The 18,951-nt window shown below is 60.4% G+C and carries 16 protein-coding genes; 7 read left to right on the top strand and 9 right to left on the bottom strand.

What is annotated here, in order from left to right; all coding sequences use genetic code 11:
• Window positions 1–110: 110 nt before the first annotated feature.
• A complete protein-coding gene (locus J4E00_RS20710; protein WP_208177180.1) occupies window positions 111–1,580 on the top strand; it encodes a glutamate synthase subunit beta in 1,470 nt (489 codons plus the stop codon).
• Between the two features lie 56 nt (window positions 1,581–1,636).
• On the opposite strand, the gene J4E00_RS20705 is transcribed toward J4E00_RS20710, so the two are convergent.
• The 6 genes from J4E00_RS20705 to J4E00_RS20680 form a co-directional block, all read right to left on the bottom strand.
• A complete protein-coding gene (locus J4E00_RS20705) occupies window positions 1,637–2,197 on the bottom strand; it encodes a hypothetical protein (RefSeq protein ID WP_208177179.1) in 561 nt (186 codons plus the stop codon).
• A 67-nt stretch (window positions 2,198–2,264) separates the two neighbouring features.
• Window positions 2,265–3,809 carry a SulP family inorganic anion transporter gene (locus tag J4E00_RS20700; protein ID WP_208177178.1) on the bottom strand — a complete coding sequence of 515 codons (1,545 nt, stop codon included), beginning with the start codon at window positions 3,807–3,809 and terminating at the stop codon, window positions 2,265–2,267.
• A 270-nt stretch (window positions 3,810–4,079) separates the two neighbouring features.
• Entirely contained in the window at window positions 4,080–5,093 is a 1,014-nt protein-coding gene (locus J4E00_RS20695; protein ID WP_208177177.1) for an SMP-30/gluconolactonase/LRE family protein, read from the bottom strand.
• Window positions 5,094–5,428: 335 nt separating this feature from the next.
• Complete coding sequence (locus J4E00_RS20690) at window positions 5,429–6,601, bottom strand: FAD-dependent oxidoreductase (RefSeq protein WP_208177176.1); 1,173 nt, start codon at window positions 6,599–6,601, stop codon at window positions 5,429–5,431.
• 32 nt (window positions 6,602–6,633) lie between these two features.
• Complete coding sequence (locus J4E00_RS20685; RefSeq protein WP_208177175.1) at window positions 6,634–7,392, bottom strand: helix-turn-helix domain-containing protein; 759 nt, start codon at window positions 7,390–7,392, stop codon at window positions 6,634–6,636.
• A 24-nt stretch (window positions 7,393–7,416) separates the two neighbouring features.
• Window positions 7,417–8,571, bottom strand: a complete 1,155-nt coding sequence (locus J4E00_RS20680; protein ID WP_208177174.1) for a geranylgeranyl reductase family protein — start codon at window positions 8,569–8,571, stop codon at window positions 7,417–7,419.
• Between the two features lie 313 nt (window positions 8,572–8,884).
• Here J4E00_RS20680 and J4E00_RS20675 point away from each other — a divergent pair, with 313 nt between their 5' ends.
• The 6 genes from J4E00_RS20675 to J4E00_RS20650 all read left to right on the top strand — a co-directional run bounded on the left by J4E00_RS20675 (window position 8,885) and on the right by J4E00_RS20650 (window position 16,290).
• Window positions 8,885–11,098, top strand: a complete 2,214-nt coding sequence (locus J4E00_RS20675) for a glycoside hydrolase family 44 protein (protein WP_208177173.1) — start codon at window positions 8,885–8,887, stop codon at window positions 11,096–11,098.
• Between the two features lie 188 nt (window positions 11,099–11,286).
• Window positions 11,287–12,003, top strand: a complete 717-nt coding sequence (locus J4E00_RS20670; protein WP_208177172.1) for a GAF domain-containing protein — start codon at window positions 11,287–11,289, stop codon at window positions 12,001–12,003.
• Window positions 12,004–12,223: 220 nt separating this feature from the next.
• Complete coding sequence (locus J4E00_RS20665; RefSeq protein ID WP_208177171.1) at window positions 12,224–12,934, top strand: GAF domain-containing protein; 711 nt, start codon at window positions 12,224–12,226, stop codon at window positions 12,932–12,934.
• Window positions 12,935–12,982: 48 nt separating this feature from the next.
• On the top strand, window positions 12,983–14,149 hold the full coding sequence (locus J4E00_RS20660) for a 1-deoxy-D-xylulose-5-phosphate reductoisomerase (protein WP_208177170.1): 1,167 nt from the start codon (window positions 12,983–12,985) through the stop codon (window positions 14,147–14,149).
• A 131-nt stretch (window positions 14,150–14,280) separates the two neighbouring features.
• Window positions 14,281–15,621, top strand: coding sequence for an RIP metalloprotease RseP (gene rseP, locus J4E00_RS20655; RefSeq protein WP_236049982.1), 1,341 nt, complete (start codon window positions 14,281–14,283; stop codon window positions 15,619–15,621).
• 165 nt (window positions 15,622–15,786) lie between these two features.
• Window positions 15,787–16,290, top strand: coding sequence for a DUF6702 family protein (locus J4E00_RS20650; protein WP_208177169.1), 504 nt, complete (start codon window positions 15,787–15,789; stop codon window positions 16,288–16,290).
• A 37-nt stretch (window positions 16,291–16,327) separates the two neighbouring features.
• On the opposite strand, the gene J4E00_RS20645 is transcribed toward J4E00_RS20650, so the two are convergent.
• From J4E00_RS20645 to J4E00_RS20635, 3 genes are all read right to left on the bottom strand, one after another.
• A complete protein-coding gene (locus J4E00_RS20645) occupies window positions 16,328–16,993 on the bottom strand; it encodes a DUF2461 domain-containing protein (RefSeq protein ID WP_208177168.1) in 666 nt (221 codons plus the stop codon).
• 83 nt (window positions 16,994–17,076) lie between these two features.
• A complete protein-coding gene (locus tag J4E00_RS20640; protein WP_208177167.1) occupies window positions 17,077–17,634 on the bottom strand; it encodes a Crp/Fnr family transcriptional regulator in 558 nt (185 codons plus the stop codon).
• A 150-nt stretch (window positions 17,635–17,784) separates the two neighbouring features.
• On the bottom strand, window positions 17,785–18,747 hold the full coding sequence (locus J4E00_RS20635) for a zinc-binding alcohol dehydrogenase family protein (protein WP_208177166.1): 963 nt from the start codon (window positions 18,745–18,747) through the stop codon (window positions 17,785–17,787).
• Window positions 18,748–18,951 lie beyond the last annotated feature (204 nt).

The raw sequence follows: 18,951 nt of genomic DNA, 5'->3' as shown, positions 1-18,951 counted from the left end.
TGCAGCCGAAGCATCTCTACCGCTTCGTTGCATTTGCCATTGATTACTTGTGCAGTATAGATGCTTCGGCTGCGCTCAGCATAACGGTTTGGAACGACCATAGCAACATCATGCCTAATCCCACCGGTTTCAAAGAATTCACCCGCGAGCTGCCACCTAAAGCGGCCCCGCAGGAGCGCGTGGCCCACAATCATGAATTCGTCGGCACCTACTCCGAAGGGCAGCTCACCCAGCAGGCGGCCCGCTGCATGGATTGCGGCATTCCGTTCTGCCATTCGGGCTGCCCGTTAGGCAATATCATCCCCGAATTCAACGACGCCGTGCGCGAGGAGAAATGGGAAGACGCTTACCAGATTCTCAGCGCCACCAACAACTTTCCGGAGTTCACCGGCCGTATTTGCCCCGCGCCGTGCGAGGCGGCGTGCGTGCTCAGCATCCACAGCAGCCCGGTGGCTATTGAGGAAATTGAGAAGCACATCATTGAAATCGCCTTCTCGAAGGGCTACGTGCAACCAACTTCCCCAGTGCTGAAATCGGGCAAAACGGTTGCCGTGGTGGGCTCCGGCCCGGCCGGGCTGGCGGCGGCGGCGCAGCTGGCCAAAGCCGGCCACACCGTCACGGTATTCGAGCGCGACGACCGGCCCGGCGGCCTGCTCCGCTACGGTATTCCGGATTTCAAGCTGGATAAGTGGGTAATTGACCGCCGCATCGACTTGCTGAAGGAGGACGGCATCAGCTTCCGCTGCAACACGGAAATCGGCCGCGACCTGCCTTTTACACAGCTCACCCGTGACTTCGACGCCGTGGTGCTGGCCGGCGGGGCCAGCGTACCGCGCGACCTGAATATTCCCGGCCGCGAACTGCCCGGCATCCACTTCGCCATGGACTACCTCACCCAGCACAACCGCCGGGTAGGCGAGCTGGACCTCACCGACGCACCCATCTGGGTGGAAGGCGAGGACGTGGTGGTGATTGGTAGCGGCGACACGGGCTCCGACTGCGTAGGCACGGCCAACCGCCAGCGGGCCCAGAGCGTCACGCAGTTTGCCCTCATGCACCAGCCCGGCGCTGAGCGCCCCGCCCACACGCCCTGGCCGCTGGAGCCGCACATCTTCCGCAGCAGCACCTCGCATGAAGAAGGCTGCCAACGCTACTGGGGCATCAACACGAAGGCGTTTTTGGCCGATGAGGCTGGCCGCCTCCGTGCCCTGCGCGTGAGCGACGTGACCTGGGAAACCGACGTGCTGGGCCGCCGCATCCGCTTCGAGGAAGTGCCCGATTCCGACCGCGAAATCCCTTGCCAGCGCGTGTTGCTGGCCCTGGGCTTCACCGGCCCCCGCGTGGACGGCCTCGTAAACGAGCTGGAAATCGACCTCGACCCGCGCGGCAACGTGCTGGCAGACGACAAAACCTTCGTCACGAACCAGTCCAACATCTTCGTGGCCGGCGACATGCGCCGCGGCCAGTCGCTAGTCGTCTGGGCCATCTCGGAAGGCCGCGAAGCCGCCCGGCAGGTGGATTTGCTGCTAACCGGGAAGACGGCGCTACCGAGCAAGAATGCATTGGGGATGTTTGCGTAGACGCCGCATTAACTGAAGAGGCCCGAAATTGATTAATTCCAGGCCTCTTCAGTTGGCTACATATAAAGCAGTTTAAATTGAGAAACGCCGCTGCTTTTATAGCATGCTAGCGTTTGACGGAGGTTTTTCAAGTCCTCTACAATTTTCCCTTGGCTCAGGTAGCCATGGTCGGGAGGGTAGGCAAAGAGTGGCTGATTTTCCAACTCTTGAAACTGCCGGACCATTTCGGCCTCGTCTCCGATGGTAGTTATCTGCAGCAATGATTCAAGGTCCTGATTGCGGTTTGGGTTGTGCAAGACTTGCTTGTGGTAATCAGGAAATGCTTCAATCTTAGTCAAAAACGAATCAACTACCGCCGTGACTTTGTCGACGTCATGCCAAATGATGGATGCTTCTTCTGGCTGCTCGTCTTCATCCAATTCGTCGGCATCATATGCCTCGTCTTCCTCAAAACTTATTTCTTGAAACACCGACAAATCAATTTGCAGTATTCGACTGACCTGCTCCACTTCAGCCGCCTCGCCATAGCCACCTACTTGTTCGAAAAAGAATGAGAGCCCATCTGGAAAACTGTCTTCACAAGTGGTTTCCTCTTCTGGTATGATGTAGTAATCCATTCCCATGGTAGCAGAGTTGTAGTGTAAGTGTCGTCGGCCCAAACATAGCACCTAGCAACAGTTCACCTTACATCCCCTGCTCCTCCCCCACCACGGCGTACTGCGGGTCTTCTTCCACGTTCACCTCAATCAGCGCCTCGGCGTTGCTCAGCAGTTGGCGGCAATCGGTACTGAGGTGGCGCAGGTGCAGGGTTTTGCCGGCGCGGTGGTAGCGCTCGGTCAGCTTGTGAAGGGCGTCGATGGCCGACATATCGGCCACGCGGCTTTCGCGGAAGTCGATGATGACTACAGCGGGGTCGGCGGCTACGTCGAACTTCTCGCCGAAGGCCTGGACGGAGCCGAAGAAGAGCGGGCCGTAGATTTCGTAGTGCTTGGCGCCGGCCGCGTCGAGGTAGTGGCGGGCGCGGATGCGCTTGGCATTTTCCCAGGCAAAGGCCAGGGCCGACACGATGACGCCCAGCAGTACGGCCAGCGCCAGATTCTGCGAGATGGCCGTGACGAGCGTAACGAGCAGCATTACTAACACGTCGGTGCGGGGCATTCGGCTTAAAATGCGCAGACTGGCCCACTCAAACGTGCCGATGACGACCATAAACATTACACCCACCAGCGCGGCCAGCGGCAGCCGCTCAATAACAGGTGCGCCCACCACCACAAACAGGGCTAACGCCACGGCTGCCACCACGCCCGACAGCCGTCCGCGCCCGCGGGATTCGAGGTTGACCATCGTCTGCCCAATCATGGCGCAGCCGCCCATGCCGCCCGTCAGGCCGGAGGCGATGTTGGCCAGGCCCTGGGCCACGCAGTCCTGGTTGCCGCGGCCGCGAGTATCGGTCATTTCATCCACCACCGTGAGGGTGAGCAGGCTTTCGGTAAGGCCCACCAGCGCCATGATGAAGGCGTAGGGCAGCACCAGCGCGAACGTGGCCCAGCTCAGCGGCACCTGCGGCAGGTGCAGCGTGGGCAGTCCGCCTGCGATGGAGGCAATGTCGCCCACCGCCTTGGTTTGCAGACCGCCGAAAATCACCAGCGCCGATACCGTCACAATAGCCACCAGCGAGGCCGGCACCGCCTTTGTGAGCTTCGGCAGGAAGTAGACAATAGACATTGTGAGGGCCACCAGCCCGGCCATCAGCAACAGCGCGTTGCCGGTGAGCCAGTGCTCGGCTCCGGCCGCGTCGCGCACCTTGAACTGCTCTAACTGCGCCATGAAGATGATGACGGCCAGGCCATTCACGAAGCCATACACCACCGGCTGCGGCACCAGCCGGATGAACTTGCCCAGCTTCAGCAAGCCTATACCGACCTGAATCAGGCCCATCAGGGCCACTGCGAGAAATAGATACTCAGCGCCGTGCTGCTCTACCAGCGCTACGATAACCACGGCTACCGAGCCGGCCGCGCCGGAAATCATGCCCGGTCGGCCGCCGAATACACTCGTGATTAGGCAGATGATAAAGGCTGACCCAATGCCCACCAGTGGGCTAATGTGGGCCAGCAGCGCGAAGGCCACCACCTCCGGCACCAGGGCCAGCGCGGTAGTCAGGCCGGCCAGAATTTCGTTTTTAGCGTTGACTTTATACTGCGAGAAATAAGCGGGAATCGAAGACATTAATAACGGAGAAAAAGGCAAAAGAAAAGCCGCACGCTCCCGGCAGGAAGCGGCGGCACGAGGGTTTCGGGCCTATTCTCAGGGTGGGGTGAGCTTGAAATTTATTGTGGGGACAGATGGCATGACTGCCCACAAAGGTACGGGCGCCCCCTTTGTAAGTATAAAGTGTGTCATCCTGAGCGCAGCGAAGGACCTTATCACACCAGAACCATCGTCTGAACGGGAGAAGGTCCTTCGCTGCGCTCAGGATGACACGCTTCGATAATATATCTAAAAGCTCACCTTCACAATCTTAAATCGCGGCGAAGTGGCTGTGTATGGATAAAGCACATAGGCATCGGAGCCGCGCTTGGTAATGGTGGTGGGGCTCACGGCACCCGTGGCAAACGTGCCCGTAGACCGCACATTGGCCCAGGCATCGGTGCTGCTGAGGCGGTACACGGTGCTTTGGCTGCCGGATACCAGCAGCAGGGTTTGCGGGTCGGTGAGGAGCAGGCCGTCGGCACCAGTCAGGGTGAGGCCGGTGGCATTGGTGACGGCGGTGAAGCTGGCGGGGTTGGCGATGGGCACTTTGTAGAGGGTACCGGTATTGGCCTTGGCAACAATCAGGTAGCCGTCGGGGTGGTACACGATGCCATTCAGGCCAAAGGCAGTACCGGCGTCGAACTGCGCATTTTCCAAGAACACCGATGCCACGCCCTGCGGGTCGACTTTGTAGATGATGGGCGCGTTGCTATCGGTGACATAGGCGTTGCCGGCCGCGTCCACAGCAATATCGTTGGCAAAGTGGTTGAGAGCAGGACGCAGGCCGCCCAGGTCCACATAGTTGAGCAGAGCGCCACTGGTGTTGTTGAAGATGGCCAGCGCGGCCCGCTTGCGCAAGGTGGTGGCGCTGGTGCGGGTGGTGTTGGCCCCGTTATCGGACACGGCTACCAGCACGCGGTTGCGGCCAGCGTCGAGGTTGACGCCGATGGTGGAAATCAGGCGGGGGTCGTCGGCGAGTTGGGCAAAGGTGCTGTCGTCGCGCACGGTGCTGACGACGCCTTTGGTACGCGAGCTCACGATAAAACGCTTATTGGCTTCGTCGTATTGGATGCCTTCGGGGTGAAAGGCTGCCTGGGGCACGCTGATTCGACTGGGGTTCGGGACTGTTGGAGTAGTCGGTTCGTCGTCTTTGGAACAGCCGGGCAGCAGGCCCAGAAGCCCAGCGGCCAGTGCCGTCAGCCGAATAACGTTTGGCCGGCGCGCCGGACCGGTTGGGGACGTGATAAATGAAAACAGCATAAGAAGCAAGGTTAAAAGCCATTGAATGAACTACCTGCTTGTACGTACTGCTGGAAGGAAAGCCACCAAAACCAAGATTAAAAGCACGTTAAAATGCGGGCTTCTAATAAGCTGGGTCAAGGGCTCACCAATGGCGCAGCCACTTCTGCATCCCGTTTCATTGCATCACATAGCCGTGTAGCGGCGACAGGTTTGTAGCAACCCCTGGCCCAAGGTAAAAAGCCGCGTAGCGGTGACAGAACCTGCCGGCAATCTGGCACCGCTACACGGCTTTCATCTTCCTAAACGCTTTTAGGTTACAAACATGCTGCTGCTATGTAGCTAGTTCGCTTGGGTTAGCGGGCGGTTTCGTTGCCGGCAAACAGGTCTACCAAGTGCGCCAGCGCGTGCGGCGAATGCAGCGCTTCGGTCTGCGCTAATGTTTCTCCAGCTACGGCTGAAGCGCGCTGGCGCATCTGGGCTTCGTAGTGCGCGATGGCGGCCTGCATGTTCGAAAACTGGTCGCTGGCGAGGCAGTTGCTTAGCTCCAGAGCGTCGAGCATGGCCATGTTCACGCCCTCGCCGGCGTAGGGTGGCATGAGGTGGGCAGCATCGCCAAGGAGGGTAAGGTTGGGCTGGGCTAGCCAGGTTTGGTCGAGGGGCATGCAGTATTGTGGGCGGGGCACGCAATGAGTCGTTTCGGCAGCAAAAAGCTCCTGCCAGATGTCATCCCAACCTGCAAATTCCTGCCTAAACCAAGCCAGTACCTGCGCGACTTCTGAGAAGTTGATGCCACTATCGCGGGCCCAGGTTTCGGCAGTTTTGCAACCAGTATAGAAGGCCAGGCTGCCATCCCCTTTTGCGCTTACGACCAACGTTTTCGAGTCATCCATCGCGAATATTTTCCCGCCCTGCATCAGCTCGTGGATACGGGGCGCGTTTTGCGCCGAATCGTATAAACTGCCCTCCACCACCGTCACGCCGGAGTAGAACGGCCGGATGGGCGTCAGCAGCGGTCGGATTTTAGAATTGGCCCCGTCAGCCCCGATGACGATATCAGCCTTAGCCATTGCGCCGCTCTGAAACGTGAGCTGCCAGCCGGCGCCCGCAGGCTGCATCGAAGCCAGCTGGCTGTTCCAGGCCACGGTATTGGGGTGCAAGGAATCGAGCAGAATGTTACGCAAGGGGCCGCGGTCGATTTCCGGACGAAAGGAGGCGTCGCCAAAGGTGTCCGCTTGCGCTTCGGCGTGCTGGTCGAGCACAATGGTAGCGTGCTTATCGGTCAGGCGCAGCTTGTCGGCGCCGGGGCGGTAGTGCGCCTTAAATTCTTCGAGCAGGCCCGCCGCACGGAGGGCCGCCAGGCCCGATTCGTCATGCAGGTCGAGGGTGGCGCCCTGCACGCGCACGTGGCGGTTGAGGTCGCGCTCGTACACCTTCACGGTAGCGCCGCTTTGCTGGAGCAGGCGGGCCAGGGTGAGGCCGCCGGGGCCGCCGCCCACAATGGCTATCTGTTTGTTTTGAAGCAACATGGTTGTTCTGATAAGTAAGATTCAGAACAAAATTATTCCTTCGGCAAAGCGGATAATTGTATAAATCGGTCGTCCTGATTTCGGGCCAGTTCCTTGGGCACTACGCCCGCATATTTCTTGATTTCCCGAATGAAATGAGCCTGGTCGGTGAAGTTTTCCTCGGGGAAAAGCCGGCCGGCTTTGAGGTGCGGCAAAGAGGCCCGGAACCGCAGAATATTGGCGTAGGCCTTGAGCGAAAGGCCGAACATGCGGGTGAAGTACCGATTGATTTGCCGGCTGCTCCAGCCCGCCGCGGTGGCTAGCGCCTCCACTGTCAGGGCACCCTCGGAGGCGTAGAGCGAGTTGAACAGCCGGCGTTTGCGAACGTCGATTTCGGCGGGCAACTGCTGTTCGATACACGCAGCAGCTTTGGCGCAAAAGGTCTCAAAGTTGCTCAGGTCAGCTTCCGTAATACCCAGATAGTCCGGCGGCAGGTAGCAGCCGCCATCCAGCAAGGCGGCCAGCCGCACCGGCAGCAGGTATTCCACCGCCAGCAGCTTCCAGCTAATGGCGAACGTGGTCATTCGCGCCGCAATGACCTGGGGTCCCGGCCGGATATCCAGCCCGCGCAGCAGCACGTGGTAGGGCTCCGTAGCCGAGTGTGAGAAAAAGGTATCAACGCGGCCATCGGGAATGAGCACCATCGGTTGCTCCTCGTCTGAAGGATTGACGAGCATCCAGAAGCTTTCGACAAGCTCCGCCAGCGCCTGCGGCGGCTTCATTTCCCGGTATTCGATGTCGCTGAAGGCCATATTCTACTGCATTTAGCTACGCTCCTATCCTATCGCCTTCTGCACCCAGGGCTTTAGGCCCGGCACCCGGGCCAGCCGCACGCCCGCATTCACCAGCCATGGCTTGTTGCTGAGGAAACGCATTAGACGGTAGCTCTTGGCCAGCTTGCGGCTGATTTTATGGGCTACCTGCGCATCGTATTGCAGCATAAATCCGGCGCTGAAATCCTGCTTTTCAAACGCCGCCAGGGCCTGCGCGGCCGCCAGTATGCCGCTTTGCATGGCTGTATCGATGCCGTGGCCCTGAATGGGGTCGATGAGCGAGGCCGCGTCGCCGCACAACAAAAAGCGCGCGCCGCTCATGGGCACGGTGCGCCCACCACCCAACGGCAGCCCAAAGCCCTGAATAGTGCCGAGCTGTCGGGCATTGTCGAAGCGGCCGGCCAGGGCCGGATGCCGAGCCAACAATTTGGGCATCACCTGCTTTAAGTCGACTTTGTGCTTGGCTACGGTTTCGGAAAGCATGCCCAGGCCCACATTATACCGGCCCTGGCCCACGGGGAAAATCCAGAGGTAGCCCTGCAGGTAGTCTTTGGTGAAGAAGTATTCGGTCAGGCCATCCTCGGCCCCCTTGATATTTTCGAAATACGCTCGCACGCCGGCGCAGTGATGGGCGCGGTCGAGCGGAGCAGGCAGCAGCTGGCGGCGCACCACGGAGTTGGCCCCATCGCAGCCGATGACGAGCTGGCAGGCTATTTCCGTGCCGGCTGTGGTGGTCAGACGCACCTGGCCGGCTTCAATCTGCAAATTCTTGAGGGCGGTGTTTTCCAGAATTTCGGTGGCCGAATGCTGCCGGACCAGATTCAGCAGTGCAGCATCGAAGGTTTCGCGGGGGCTGTTGAAGCTGGGTAGCTTCCAGCGCATCCAGAGGCTACCGCCGTTGGGCGCGACGAGGCGCGACTGGCGCACGGCGTCGAGTGGCTGGAGCTGCCAGAGCCCTTCAGCAAAGGCCGGGTCGAGCTGGCGCAGGGCTTTGAGGGCGTGGCCGGGAATGGCATCACCGCACACCTTGTCGCGCGGAAACCGGGCCTTGTCCAGCAGCGCCACGCGCAGGCCGCTGTGGCGCAAAGCCAGGGCGCAGGCCGTGCCGGCCGGGCCCGCACCGATGATGGCAATGTCGTAATCGAAAGAGGTTGGCATAGACGCAGCGAAGGTAGAGCCGCCAGGGAGGAAGAGCTGAATTAGCGCAATCCTCCGCTAGGGTCCATTTTCTGGACCTACCAGGCCAGTACCCCAATGGAGAACTGCGCTAGCTGCACCAGCATTGCTGTTATCCTGACCAGTTGCTGCTTTCATCGAGCACCTAGATAAGCCCGATGGTTTTTCATAGCGCGTGATGACCTAACTTGTGGCAAGACAACCACTTATAATTGGCTTACTGGCTAAATGAATAGCACTCTCCCCCGCCAGTCGTCATTTTCACCTTGCTACTTCACCTGTTCTTTCTTCTGCTATGAAAAACCTTTGTACCACTGCCGCGGCCTGGCTGGGCCTGGCGCTACCCGTTGCCGCGCAGTTGCCCGTCACCTTCACCATCAGCACGGCGGCAGCTAACCGACAAGCTATTAGCCCACTCATTTACGGCACTAACCAGCCCCAGCAACCCGCCGACAATTATGGCTCGGTTCGGCTGGGCGGCAACCGCACCACCGGCTACAACTGGGAAAACAACGCCTCCAATGCGGGCCAGGACTACATTCACCAAAGCGACGACTACCTCTGCTACACGGCCGGCCTCTCCAATGCTGGCTGCGCCGTGCCCGGCCAAGTGGTGAAGAGCTTTGTGCAGAGCGTACAGGCCCTGCCCGGTAGCCCCGCGGCCCTGCCCACCCTGCAAATGGCCGGCTACGTGGCCGCCGACAAGAACAACACCTCCGTGAGCGTGGCCGAAACTGCACCCTCGGCCCGCTGGAAGCCGGTGGTGGCCCGCAAGCCCGGCGGCGTATTTGCCTACCCGCCCAACCTGACCGACAACGCCGTGTACATGGATGAGGAAGTGCATTTCCTCACTTCTACCTTCGGCACGGCGGCCAATGGGGGCGTGAAAGGCTACTTCCTTGACAATGAGCCCGCGCTGTGGACCAGCACGCACCCGCGCATTCACCCCACGGCGGTGGGTGCGGCCGAACTGTGGCTGAAGTCGCGCGACCTCGCGGCGGCGGTGAAAGATGTGGACCCGTCGGCCGAGGTTTTTGGGGGCGTGTTCTACGGCTTTGCTGAATACCTGAACGAGCAGGATGCCCCCGACTGGGCCAGCGAGGGCGCGGGCTACCCGTGGTACGTGGATTATTACCTGGCCAAGATGCGGGGCGCTTCCACCACGGCCGGCCGCCGCCTGCTCGATGTGCTCGACGTGCATTGGTATCCCGAAGCCACCGGCCTCGACAATGGCAACCCGGTGCGCATCACGGGCGACAATGTATCGAGTGCGGTGCAGCAGGCCCGGCTGCAGGCTCCCCGCTCCCTGTGGCAAGCCGGCTACCGCGAAACCAGCTGGATAGCCCAATACTTCAGCCAGTTCCTGCCGTTGCTGCCTAGCCTGCAGAACTCCATCAATACCCGCTACCCGGGCACCAAGCTCAGCATTTCGGAATATTGCTACGGGGGCTGCGGCGACATTTCGGGCGGCCTGGCGCAAGCCGATGTGCTGGGCATTTTCGGGAAAAACGGCGTATATAATGCCGACTGGTGGGACGACTGCGGCGCAGGCTCCCGTTCCTACATTTCGCCCGCCTTCCGCCTCTATACCAACTACGACGGCCTGGGGGCGCATTTCGGCAGCACGGGCGTAGCAGCCAGCACCTCCGATGCGACCAATACCTCTGTGTACGCCGCCATTCAGGGCAGCAGCGAAACCCAGCTCACGCTCGTGGTCCTCAACAAAAGCAGCCAAGCGGTGCAGGGCACCTTTGCCCTGAGCAGCGGCGCGCACTACGCCACTGCCCGCGCCTGGGGCTTCGGCCAGAGCAGCCCCACGCTAGTGGCCCGCCCCGTCCCCACGCTCAATGCCAATGGGGACGGATTTAGCTACACCGTGCCAGCTCTGTCGGCCACTACCATCGAACTCACAGCCAACTCGCCGCTGCCCGTTACCCTCATCGAATTCACTGGCCTGGCCCAAGCCGATGACAGCAACCTGCTGCGCTGGCGCACAGCCAGCGAGCACAAAGCTGCCGCCTTCGAAGTGCAGCGTAGCCCCGATGGGCACGAGTTTCGCCCGGTTTCCCGCGTGCTGGCGACCAACACGGCCACGGCCCACAGCTATTCCATGCTCGACCGAAACGCGCCGGCTAACCCCGCCGGACCATCCCTTTATTACCGCCTGCGCTTGCTCGATTTGGATGGCAGCGCCACCTTTTCACCGGTTATAACCCTGAGCAGGCCAACTGCTGCCGTACCCACCATCACCCTGGCCGCCCTGCCCAATCCCGTGCCGGCGGGTAGCCCAGCGCAGCTAGCCGTACAAAACACCGGCCCTCATCAATCGGCCTACCTGCACCTGACCGACGCCCTGGGGCGCATGGTGCTAGGCAAAACAGTGTCTTTGCCTGCGGGGTCCACCGTCATGCAATTGCCGGAAGCCGCCGTTTGGCCCCGCGGCCTTTATTTACTCACCCTACGAAGCGCCAATGGTGCGGTGATACGGCAAAAAGTGGCAGTAGAATAAACGGCTTGCAGGCCTGGTCGCCTTTTACACTCGCCGGCCTGTTCAAGTCCGTAGGACTTTGCGCAGAATCCAGTAAATTGTCGAGGCTTAGTTTGGTCCGCCCCTTCCCGGATAAGCCCGACTCCAGCGGCAGTAGCGCCGGCCAGCGCTGCTTTCTTCGTTCGCCACAAGTCTAATTCTCCCCGATTATGACGGCTCTACCCATCTCCCTCCTGCCAGCCAATGATGCAGACCGGCTCAAAGCCCTCGAGCGCTACCAGCTGCTGGACGCCCGCCGCGAACAGATTCTCGACGACGTAGTGGCCGCCACGGCCCGCTTGTTCCGGGTTTCCAACGCCATGCTTTCCATTGTGGAAGAAAGCGAAGTGCTGGTAAAATCACCTTACAACCTGCCCGAAGGCGTTGATATTGAACGCATCCCGCGAGAGCAGAGTCTGTGCTCAGCCACGATTTTGCAGAACGAAACGGTGGTGTTTGAAGACATTGAGAAAAACAACGCGCCAGGCGTCGATATTTCGCTTGTGCTGCAACTGGGGCTGCACTTCTACGCCGGCCACAACCTGCGCACCGCCGATGGCCACAACATTGGTACGCTTTGCCTGCTCGACGGCCCGCCCCGCCACTTCCCCCCCGCCGAACGCCATCTCCTGGGCCAGCTGGCGGGCCTGGTTATGCACCTGCTGGAGCTGCGCCGCACCCTAGGGCCGCATTCCGGCCTTACGGCCATGCTGTGGGGCGCCATTTATAAGTCGATGAGCGAGCAGCTGGCCTACCTCACGGCGCTGGCCGAAGAGGCTGTGCCCTCCGCTGGTCCCATCCAGCTCACGCCCGCCGGAGCCCGGGAGGCAGGAGCCATTGTTGCCAGCCTCGACCAGTTTGTGGCGGCCACGCTACGGCGCGCTTAGAACTGCTTCCGGGCCAATGGGTGACTGGAACGGGGGAGTTTAGCTCGCGTCCCTGCGCCGTTTCACCGATTTGTAGTGGGCGCCCAGATTCAAGCTAAACGGTCCCGCTACCGTACAGCCTCCCCGAAAGTGCGCCCGGCTGGCAACTCTTAGGCCGGGCGCGGTGTACTATACCAGCGTCCACAGCTCGGCCTTATCGGTTGCCGGCGCTTTCTTCATTTTGACTGATATTCCTACTTCCCTGATTCCGGCCAATGATGCCGACCGTTTGCGTGCGCTTGAAAGCTACCAGCTGCTGGATGCACGCAGCGAAAAAGTGCTTGATGAGGTAGTTGCGGCCACCGCTCGCTTGTTTGGGGTGTCCAACGCCATGCTATCCATCATCGAAAAAGATGAGGTGCTGGTAAAAGCCCCCTACAACCTGCCAATAGCAGTTGAGCGCGTGCCGCGCAATCAAAGCATGTGCTCGGCCACCATTTTGCAGGACGACACGGCTGTGTTTGAGGACCTGACCAAAACCAGTGCCCCCGGCGTCGACATTTCGCTGCTCCAGCAACTAGGCCTGAATTTCTACGCTGGTCACAACCTGCGCACGCCCGATGGCTTCAACCTTGGCTCGCTATGCCTGTACAATGGCCTCCCCCGCCCTTTTGCCTCTGCCGAACGTGAATTGCTGGCCCAGCTAGCCGGCTTGGTTATGCACCTGCTGGAGCTGCGCCGCATCTTAGGAGCCCATGCCGAAGCCACCGCCGTACTCTGGGAGCCGGTGTACCGCGCCGTGGGCGCCCAGATGGCCCGCCTCACGGCCTTGGTCGAGCGCGTTTCACCCACCGGCCCACCCACGGAGCTTACCCCCGCTGTTGCTCAGGAGGCCGGAGCCATTGTCGGCGTCATCGACCAGTTTGTGACAGCCGCGCTCAAGCGGGTATAAGCGGGCAAGGACGGCGTACTTTTGCGCCGTTTCCGTGTTCGTCGCTTTATGCTTGAAAAGAAAGAAGTAAAAACGTTGGCTTTGCTCGGAGCCACGGGCTCCATTGGCACGCAGGCTCTGGAAGTGGTGCGGCAGCAGCCCGGCCGCTTCCGGGTGGCGGTGCTGAGCGCCCAGCGCCAGTGGGAATTGCTGGCCCGGCAGGCGCAGGAATTCCGGCCCGCCGTGGTGGTAATTGGCGATGATGCCTTTTACCAACCCCTGAAAGCCGCCCTGGCTGGCCAGCCCGAAACGCAGGTACTCGCCGGCCCCGCGGCCCTGGCCGAGGTCGTGACCCGGCCCGAAATCGACATTGTGCTCACGGGGCTGATGGGCTACGCCGGGCTGCTGCCCACGGTGGCTGCCATCCGGGCCGGCAAAGACATTGCCCTCGCCAACAAGGAAACCCTGGTAGTGGCCGGCGAGCTGATTACTGGCCTGATAAAGCAGCACAACGTGCGCCTGCTGCCCGTCGACTCGGAGCATTCGGCCATTTTCCAGTGCCTGGTGGGCGAAGAGCAGAATCCGGTCGAGAAAATCATTCTCACGGCGTCGGGTGGGCCGTTCCGGGGCCGCTCAGCCAGCGAGATGGAGGCCGTAACCAAGGCCCAGGCCCTGAAGCATCCCAACTGGGATATGGGCGCCAAAATCACCATCGACTCAGCTTCGCTCATGAACAAGGGCCTGGAGGTGATTGAGGCCAAATGGCTGTTCGGGCTGACCAATGAGCAGATTGACGTGGTGGTGCATCCGCAAAGCATCGTACACTCGCTGGTGCAGTTTCAGGACGGCTCGCTGAAGGCCCAATTGGGTTTGCCCGACATGAAGCTTCCTATTCAATACGCGCTGGGCTATCCGCAGCGGCTGGCCAACACCTTTCCGCGCTTCTCCTTTCTCGACTACCCGACGCTCACGTTTGAAGCGCCCGACCGGGTAGCATTTCCCAACTTGGAGTTGGCCTTTGGAGCCATGCGACGGGGCGGCAATGCGCCCTGCGTGCTCAACGCGGCCAATGAAATTGCCGTGGCCGCGTTTTTGCGCGAGCAAGTGGGCTTCCGCCAAATGTCGGACGTGGTGGCCGAGTGCCTGGCGCGGGTATCGTACCTTGCAGAGCCGTTGCTGGCCGACTTGGTGGCGACCGATGCGGAAACGCGCCGCGTGGCAGCAACACTTTTCTAAAAATTATTGTCATGCTGACGAAGACGGCATCTTATCACGGTAGTCTTCGTCCGAATCACCTAAATTCCTACGGCGCACGCGTGATAAGGTCCTTCGCTGCGCTCAGGATGACCGACTAACTACACCATTCCTTGGAAATTCTCACCATGATTGGCCAGCTGGTGCTGGCCCTCTCCATACTGGTTGGCTTGCACGAATTTGGCCACTTTGCCTTCGCCAAGCTCTTTAAAATTCGGGTCGATAAGTTCTACATCTTCTTCGACTTTCTGTTCCCAATGCCCAGCGTGCTGAATTTCGCGCTGCTGAAGAAGAAGATTGGCGAGACGGAATACGGCATCGGCTGGTTCCCGCTGGGCGGCTACGTTCAGATTCACGGCATGATTGACGAGACGCAGGATGCCTCGACCCTAGCCGGCCCGCCGCAGCCCGATGAGTTTCGGGGCAAGCCGGCCTGGCAGCGCCTGCTGGTGATGCTGGGCGGCATCATCATGAACGTCATCCTGGGCATCGTGATTTTTACGGTGATGACCGCGCACTACGGCGAAACCTACCTGCCGGCCTCGGCGGTGCGGTACGGCGTGCTACCCAATGGGCTGGCACGTCAGGTAGGCTTCCAGACCGGCGACAAAGTGGTAAAAATCAACGGCCGGCCCTTCACCGAGTTCGACGACATCTACAAGCCGGACGTGCTGCTCGGCGACAACACCTACTTCACGGTGGAGCGCAACGGCCAGCTCGCTGATGTGAAACTGCCCGCCAACTTCCTCGACCTTTCGGGCAAGCAAACCGAAGACAGCGTGCTGCTGCGCCCCCGCGAAACCTTTGCCGTGGAGCGTGTGACGCCCGGCGGCAACGCCGCCAAAGCCGGCCTGAAAGTAGGCGACGTTATTAAGACCGTAGCTGGCCGGCCGGTTCAGTTCTTTGATGAGCTGCAAGGCACTTTGCTGGCCAACAAGGGCAAAACCGTACCCATCGACGTGGAGCGCGCCGGCCAACCCACAACGCTGAACGTAGCCGTGGATGCCGACGGCCACATCGGCTTCGAGCGCAAATCGACGCTTACGTTCGGGACGCGCCACTACTCACTGGCCGAAGCCCTGCCCGTGGGCACCAAAAAGGCCTTTTCCATTGTGTGGGTGCAGGCCCGCGCCTTTGGCAAAATCTTCACCGGCAAGGCTTCGGCCAAAAACCTGGGTGGCCCGGTGGAAATTGCGCAGCAGTTCGGCGGCATCTGGGACTGGCAGCACTTCTGGAGCCTGGCCGGCATTCTGAGCATGGTGCTGGCCTTCATGAACCTGCTGCCCGTGCCTGCCCTCGATGGTGGCCACGTGGTGTTCCTGCTTTATGAGATGATTATGCGTCGCAAGCCATCGGATGCTTTCCTGGAAGGCGCCCAGCGTGTAGGCACAGTCCTGATTCTGGCGTTGATGGCCTACGTCATCGTCATCAAGCAGGTGATGAAGCTGTTTTAAAGCTGGCTTATTGCCAAATCAGCAGATAACGTCATGCTGAGCGGAGCCGAAGCATCCCGCGTGTTGTAGTAAGCCAATCGATGGAGTTACTATGGCACGCGGGATGCTTCGGCTCCGTTCAGCATGACGTTGTTATTTACTTCCTTCCCACTTACCCCAACTCCTATGCGCTTGCTCGCTGCTTTTGCTACTGTACTACTGCTGCTGCCATTGGTTGGGGCAGGCCCGGCGCTGCACGCCTACCACTCCACCATCACGGAGCTGCGCTACAACGCGACCAAAAAGCAGCTGGAGCTATCGGTGAAAGTGTTCACCGATGACTTCGAAAAGGCTCTTTCGCAGGGCCAGCCCAAGCCGGTGAGCCTGACGGAAACCGGCCCGCGTCCGCTGGTGACGGCCGACGCTTACTTCCAGCGCACGCTGCAAATCAGCACCACGGCCGGAACGCGGCTGCCGTTGCAGCTCCTGGGCATGCAGGCCGAAAACGACGGCTATTGGTTTTACTGCAAGGTGGCACTCCCCGGCCCGGTAACCGGCGTTAAACTGCGCCAAACCGTGCTGCTCGATGCCTTTCCCGACCAGATGAACATTGTGAACATCGAAGCCAACGGCAAGAAACAGAGTGCCTTGTTCCGTGCCGGCCACGAGCAGGAAGTAGTGAATTGGTAGCACGGGTACCGCGAAATGAAATTTTGCGGTACCCGTGCTAGGCCTCCAGGGCTCCGCGTAGGAAGTGGCTGAACGGGACCATGGCCCGGAATACTTCCACTACGTGGGTCCGGAAATCCTGATGGCTCAGCACTTCGGCGTCGGTCATCTGGTGCGAGGCGATGAAGGACTTGTGCTTGAGCAGCTCGATTTCGGGGTGGTCGACGGAGTAGGCGGCGGGAGATTTTTTGAGCTTCTCGCCGCCCATGCCGCCGAAGTGGCGCTGGAAATCGGGCGCGGCGATAATGGCTTTTAGCTGGTCGGCGTTGTAATCGATTTCCTGCCGGATGGCAGCCAGCTGGTTCTTCTCGGGCATGTAGAGCCCCCCGCCGATGAGCGTGTTGCCATTCGGGCCAATCTGGACGTAGTAGCCGGGCGTTTCAATGTCCTTGCCGCTGGCGGTGAAGTAGGATGAGAAGTGCGTCTTGTACGGGTCCTTGTTGTTGCTGAAGCGCACGTCGCGGTAGATGCGGAAGATGCTCTTGCGGCCTTCGGGCCCGGCTATGGTGGGGTCGAGCTGCTTCAGCTCCTGAAACCAGAATTCGGCGTCTTCCTCAAACTGCTTGCGGAGTTGGTCGTAGGTGGCCTTGCGCTCCTGGAACCAGGACCGGTCGTTGTTCTTGGTGAGCGCGGTGAGAAAGGTGAAAAGGGGTTTGAGCTGCATGAGGCGGAGAAGAATCGTCAAGCAAAAATAGCCCGATTATAAGGAAGCCGGACTTTCAATAGCCCATTACGCAGCTCCCAATGCTACCTTTTGATGCGGCTGAGGTGCACGGTGCTGATGCCCAGATACGACGCAATGTAGTGCTGGGGCACCCGCAGCACCACTTGCGGATTCTTGGCAAGCAGTTGCTGGTAGCGCTGCTTGGGCGTGTCGCGAATGAAGGACAGGCAATGCTCGGAATAATGCCGAATTCGGTCGAACATCATCCCGGCCAGCTTTTCGCGCATCTCGGGCAACTCACTCAACTCAGCCAGCAGACGGTAGGCGTCTTCCCGAGCCAGCCACCACACCACGCAGGGCTCAATGGTTTCGATGGAAAACAGGCTTGGGGTATGCTGGCGGAAGCTCTCGAAGGACGACACCGATTGGTGTTCAAAGAAAAACTGGAACGTGGTGTCCTTGCCTTGGTTATTGAACCACACCCGCAGGCAGCCCTTTTCGATGAAAAAGGCCCGCTTGGCGATATCGTTTTCACGCAGCAGCAGGGTACGGGCCGGCACTTCGAGGCGGGTGAAGCCGGGAGCATACCGCTGCCACTGCTCGGCGCTGAGAGAAAACTGGGCACGCAGCCATTCCAGCATAAGCGCTTGAAATATCGATGAAAACGCCCCGCAAAGTACGTCAGGGCAGCTTCTTCGCGTCAGTCAGGGCCAGCTGGCCAGTGGCTAGCCAGTAGACCACGGCGGTGGGCTGCTTGGTGAGGCGCATGGTACTGCGGAAAATCAATGGCCTCAAACCAACGCAACCAGCCGCTTGCCGGCGGGCACGTTCAGGTCCCAGACGCGCTCGATGTCGGACAGATTAATGGTCACCGTCTCAACGTGCAGGTGGCCCTCAACGGCCCATTGGAAAGCTTCTGGCAGCATATCGGAGACGATGTGCGCCACCTGCTCGCGCGGCCAACTGCCTAGCCCTGAACCCGAGAGCTGCAAATCGACGCTACGCAGCGTGGCCCCGGAAAGCCGCACGTCATCGCCCGCCATCGTCCCGACTGACACAAAACGTACCCGGTGAGTGAACCCGCCGGTGCCGCGCAGGGTCCGTAGCAGCAGCTCGGCCGAAGGGCCCCAGAGGTAGTCCACAATTACATCGATGGGCGTGGCGGCGTGTAGCACCCGCAGTTGCTCCATCAGCACCTCATCGGCTTGCTGCAAGTGGATTACCTCATCGGCCCCGAGGGCTAGCAGGTCTTGCAGCGACTCGGCGTTGCGGCCCGTGGCGATGACCCGGCCAGCGCCGTAGCGCTTAGCCAATTGCACGGCCACGCGCCCCGTGACCCCGGTAGCGCCGTTGATGAGCACTGTTTCGCCGGGTTGCAGGGCTGCCCGGAACCGTAGGGCCATGCCTGCGCCAATCACGGCATTGGGCAGGGCGGCAGCCGTAGCATCGTCGAGGCCGGTGGGCAGGGCTACCATGCGCCGCGGGTCGATAAGTGTGCGCTCGGCCAGGGTGCCGCTCCCCACGGCATACACCCGGATGCCATTGGGCAGCGTGCCCACGGCATCGCCCCCAATCATACGGGCCTCCTGCCCGGCGGAGGAATAATGGGTGCCCCTCGCCTGGCTTCGGTCGAGCTGCTTAATGGCAGCGGCGTGCACGGTGAGCAGGAGCTGGTCGGGGGCTTGGGCTACGGGCTCGGGCACGTCGGCATACTGTGGCAATTTCCTCTGCGGATGCATGATGGCGGCTTTCATAATCAAATGGTTTCGTGTGGTTGACGCTGCAAAATTGGGCACCTGCTCCAGCGTCAGACGATAACATTTGTTATGAAAAGCACAGCGGTGCTTCGGGCACCATAACGAACAGCTAGACCGCCATGTCAGGTGCTGTTGAGGGCATCTCGCGCGGGTAGCAATGCACTTGAATAATTTACTGCTGCACGCGAGACGCCTCGGCTG

The sequence above is a fragment of the Hymenobacter negativus genome (assembly GCF_017571495.1).
GTDB classification, from domain to species: domain Bacteria; phylum Bacteroidota; class Bacteroidia; order Cytophagales; family Hymenobacteraceae; genus Hymenobacter; species Hymenobacter negativus.
The sequence above is the reverse complement of the archived record's forward strand: the minus strand, read 5'-3'. Positions and strand labels throughout refer to the sequence as shown.

Excerpts from the sequence above, each read along its gene's own strand:
- J4E00_RS20710 (WP_208177180.1), top strand. The coding sequence starts at position 111 with ATGCCTAATCCCACCGGTTTCAAAGAATTCACCCGCGAGCTGCCACCT.
- J4E00_RS20705 (WP_208177179.1), bottom strand. The coding sequence starts at position 2,197 with ATGGATTACTACATCATACCAGAAGAGGAAACCACTTGTGAAGACAGT.
- J4E00_RS20700 (WP_208177178.1), bottom strand. The coding sequence starts at position 3,809 with ATGTCTTCGATTCCCGCTTATTTCTCGCAGTATAAAGTCAACGCTAAA.
- J4E00_RS20695 (WP_208177177.1), bottom strand. The coding sequence starts at position 5,093 with ATGCTGTTTTCATTTATCACGTCCCCAACCGGTCCGGCGCGCCGGCCA.
- J4E00_RS20690 (WP_208177176.1), bottom strand. The coding sequence starts at position 6,601 with ATGTTGCTTCAAAACAAACAGATAGCCATTGTGGGCGGCGGCCCCGGC.
- J4E00_RS20685 (WP_208177175.1), bottom strand. The coding sequence starts at position 7,392 with ATGGCCTTCAGCGACATCGAATACCGGGAAATGAAGCCGCCGCAGGCG.
- J4E00_RS20680 (WP_208177174.1), bottom strand. The coding sequence starts at position 8,571 with ATGCCAACCTCTTTCGATTACGACATTGCCATCATCGGTGCGGGCCCG.
- J4E00_RS20675 (WP_208177173.1), top strand. The coding sequence starts at position 8,885 with ATGAAAAACCTTTGTACCACTGCCGCGGCCTGGCTGGGCCTGGCGCTA.
- J4E00_RS20670 (WP_208177172.1), top strand. The coding sequence starts at position 11,287 with ATGACGGCTCTACCCATCTCCCTCCTGCCAGCCAATGATGCAGACCGG.
- J4E00_RS20660 (WP_208177170.1), top strand. The coding sequence starts at position 12,983 with ATGCTTGAAAAGAAAGAAGTAAAAACGTTGGCTTTGCTCGGAGCCACG.
- J4E00_RS20650 (WP_208177169.1), top strand. The coding sequence starts at position 15,787 with ATGCGCTTGCTCGCTGCTTTTGCTACTGTACTACTGCTGCTGCCATTG.
- J4E00_RS20645 (WP_208177168.1), bottom strand. The coding sequence starts at position 16,993 with ATGCAGCTCAAACCCCTTTTCACCTTTCTCACCGCGCTCACCAAGAAC.
- J4E00_RS20640 (WP_208177167.1), bottom strand. The coding sequence starts at position 17,634 with ATGCTGGAATGGCTGCGTGCCCAGTTTTCTCTCAGCGCCGAGCAGTGG.
- J4E00_RS20635 (WP_208177166.1), bottom strand. The coding sequence starts at position 18,747 with ATGAAAGCCGCCATCATGCATCCGCAGAGGAAATTGCCACAGTATGCC.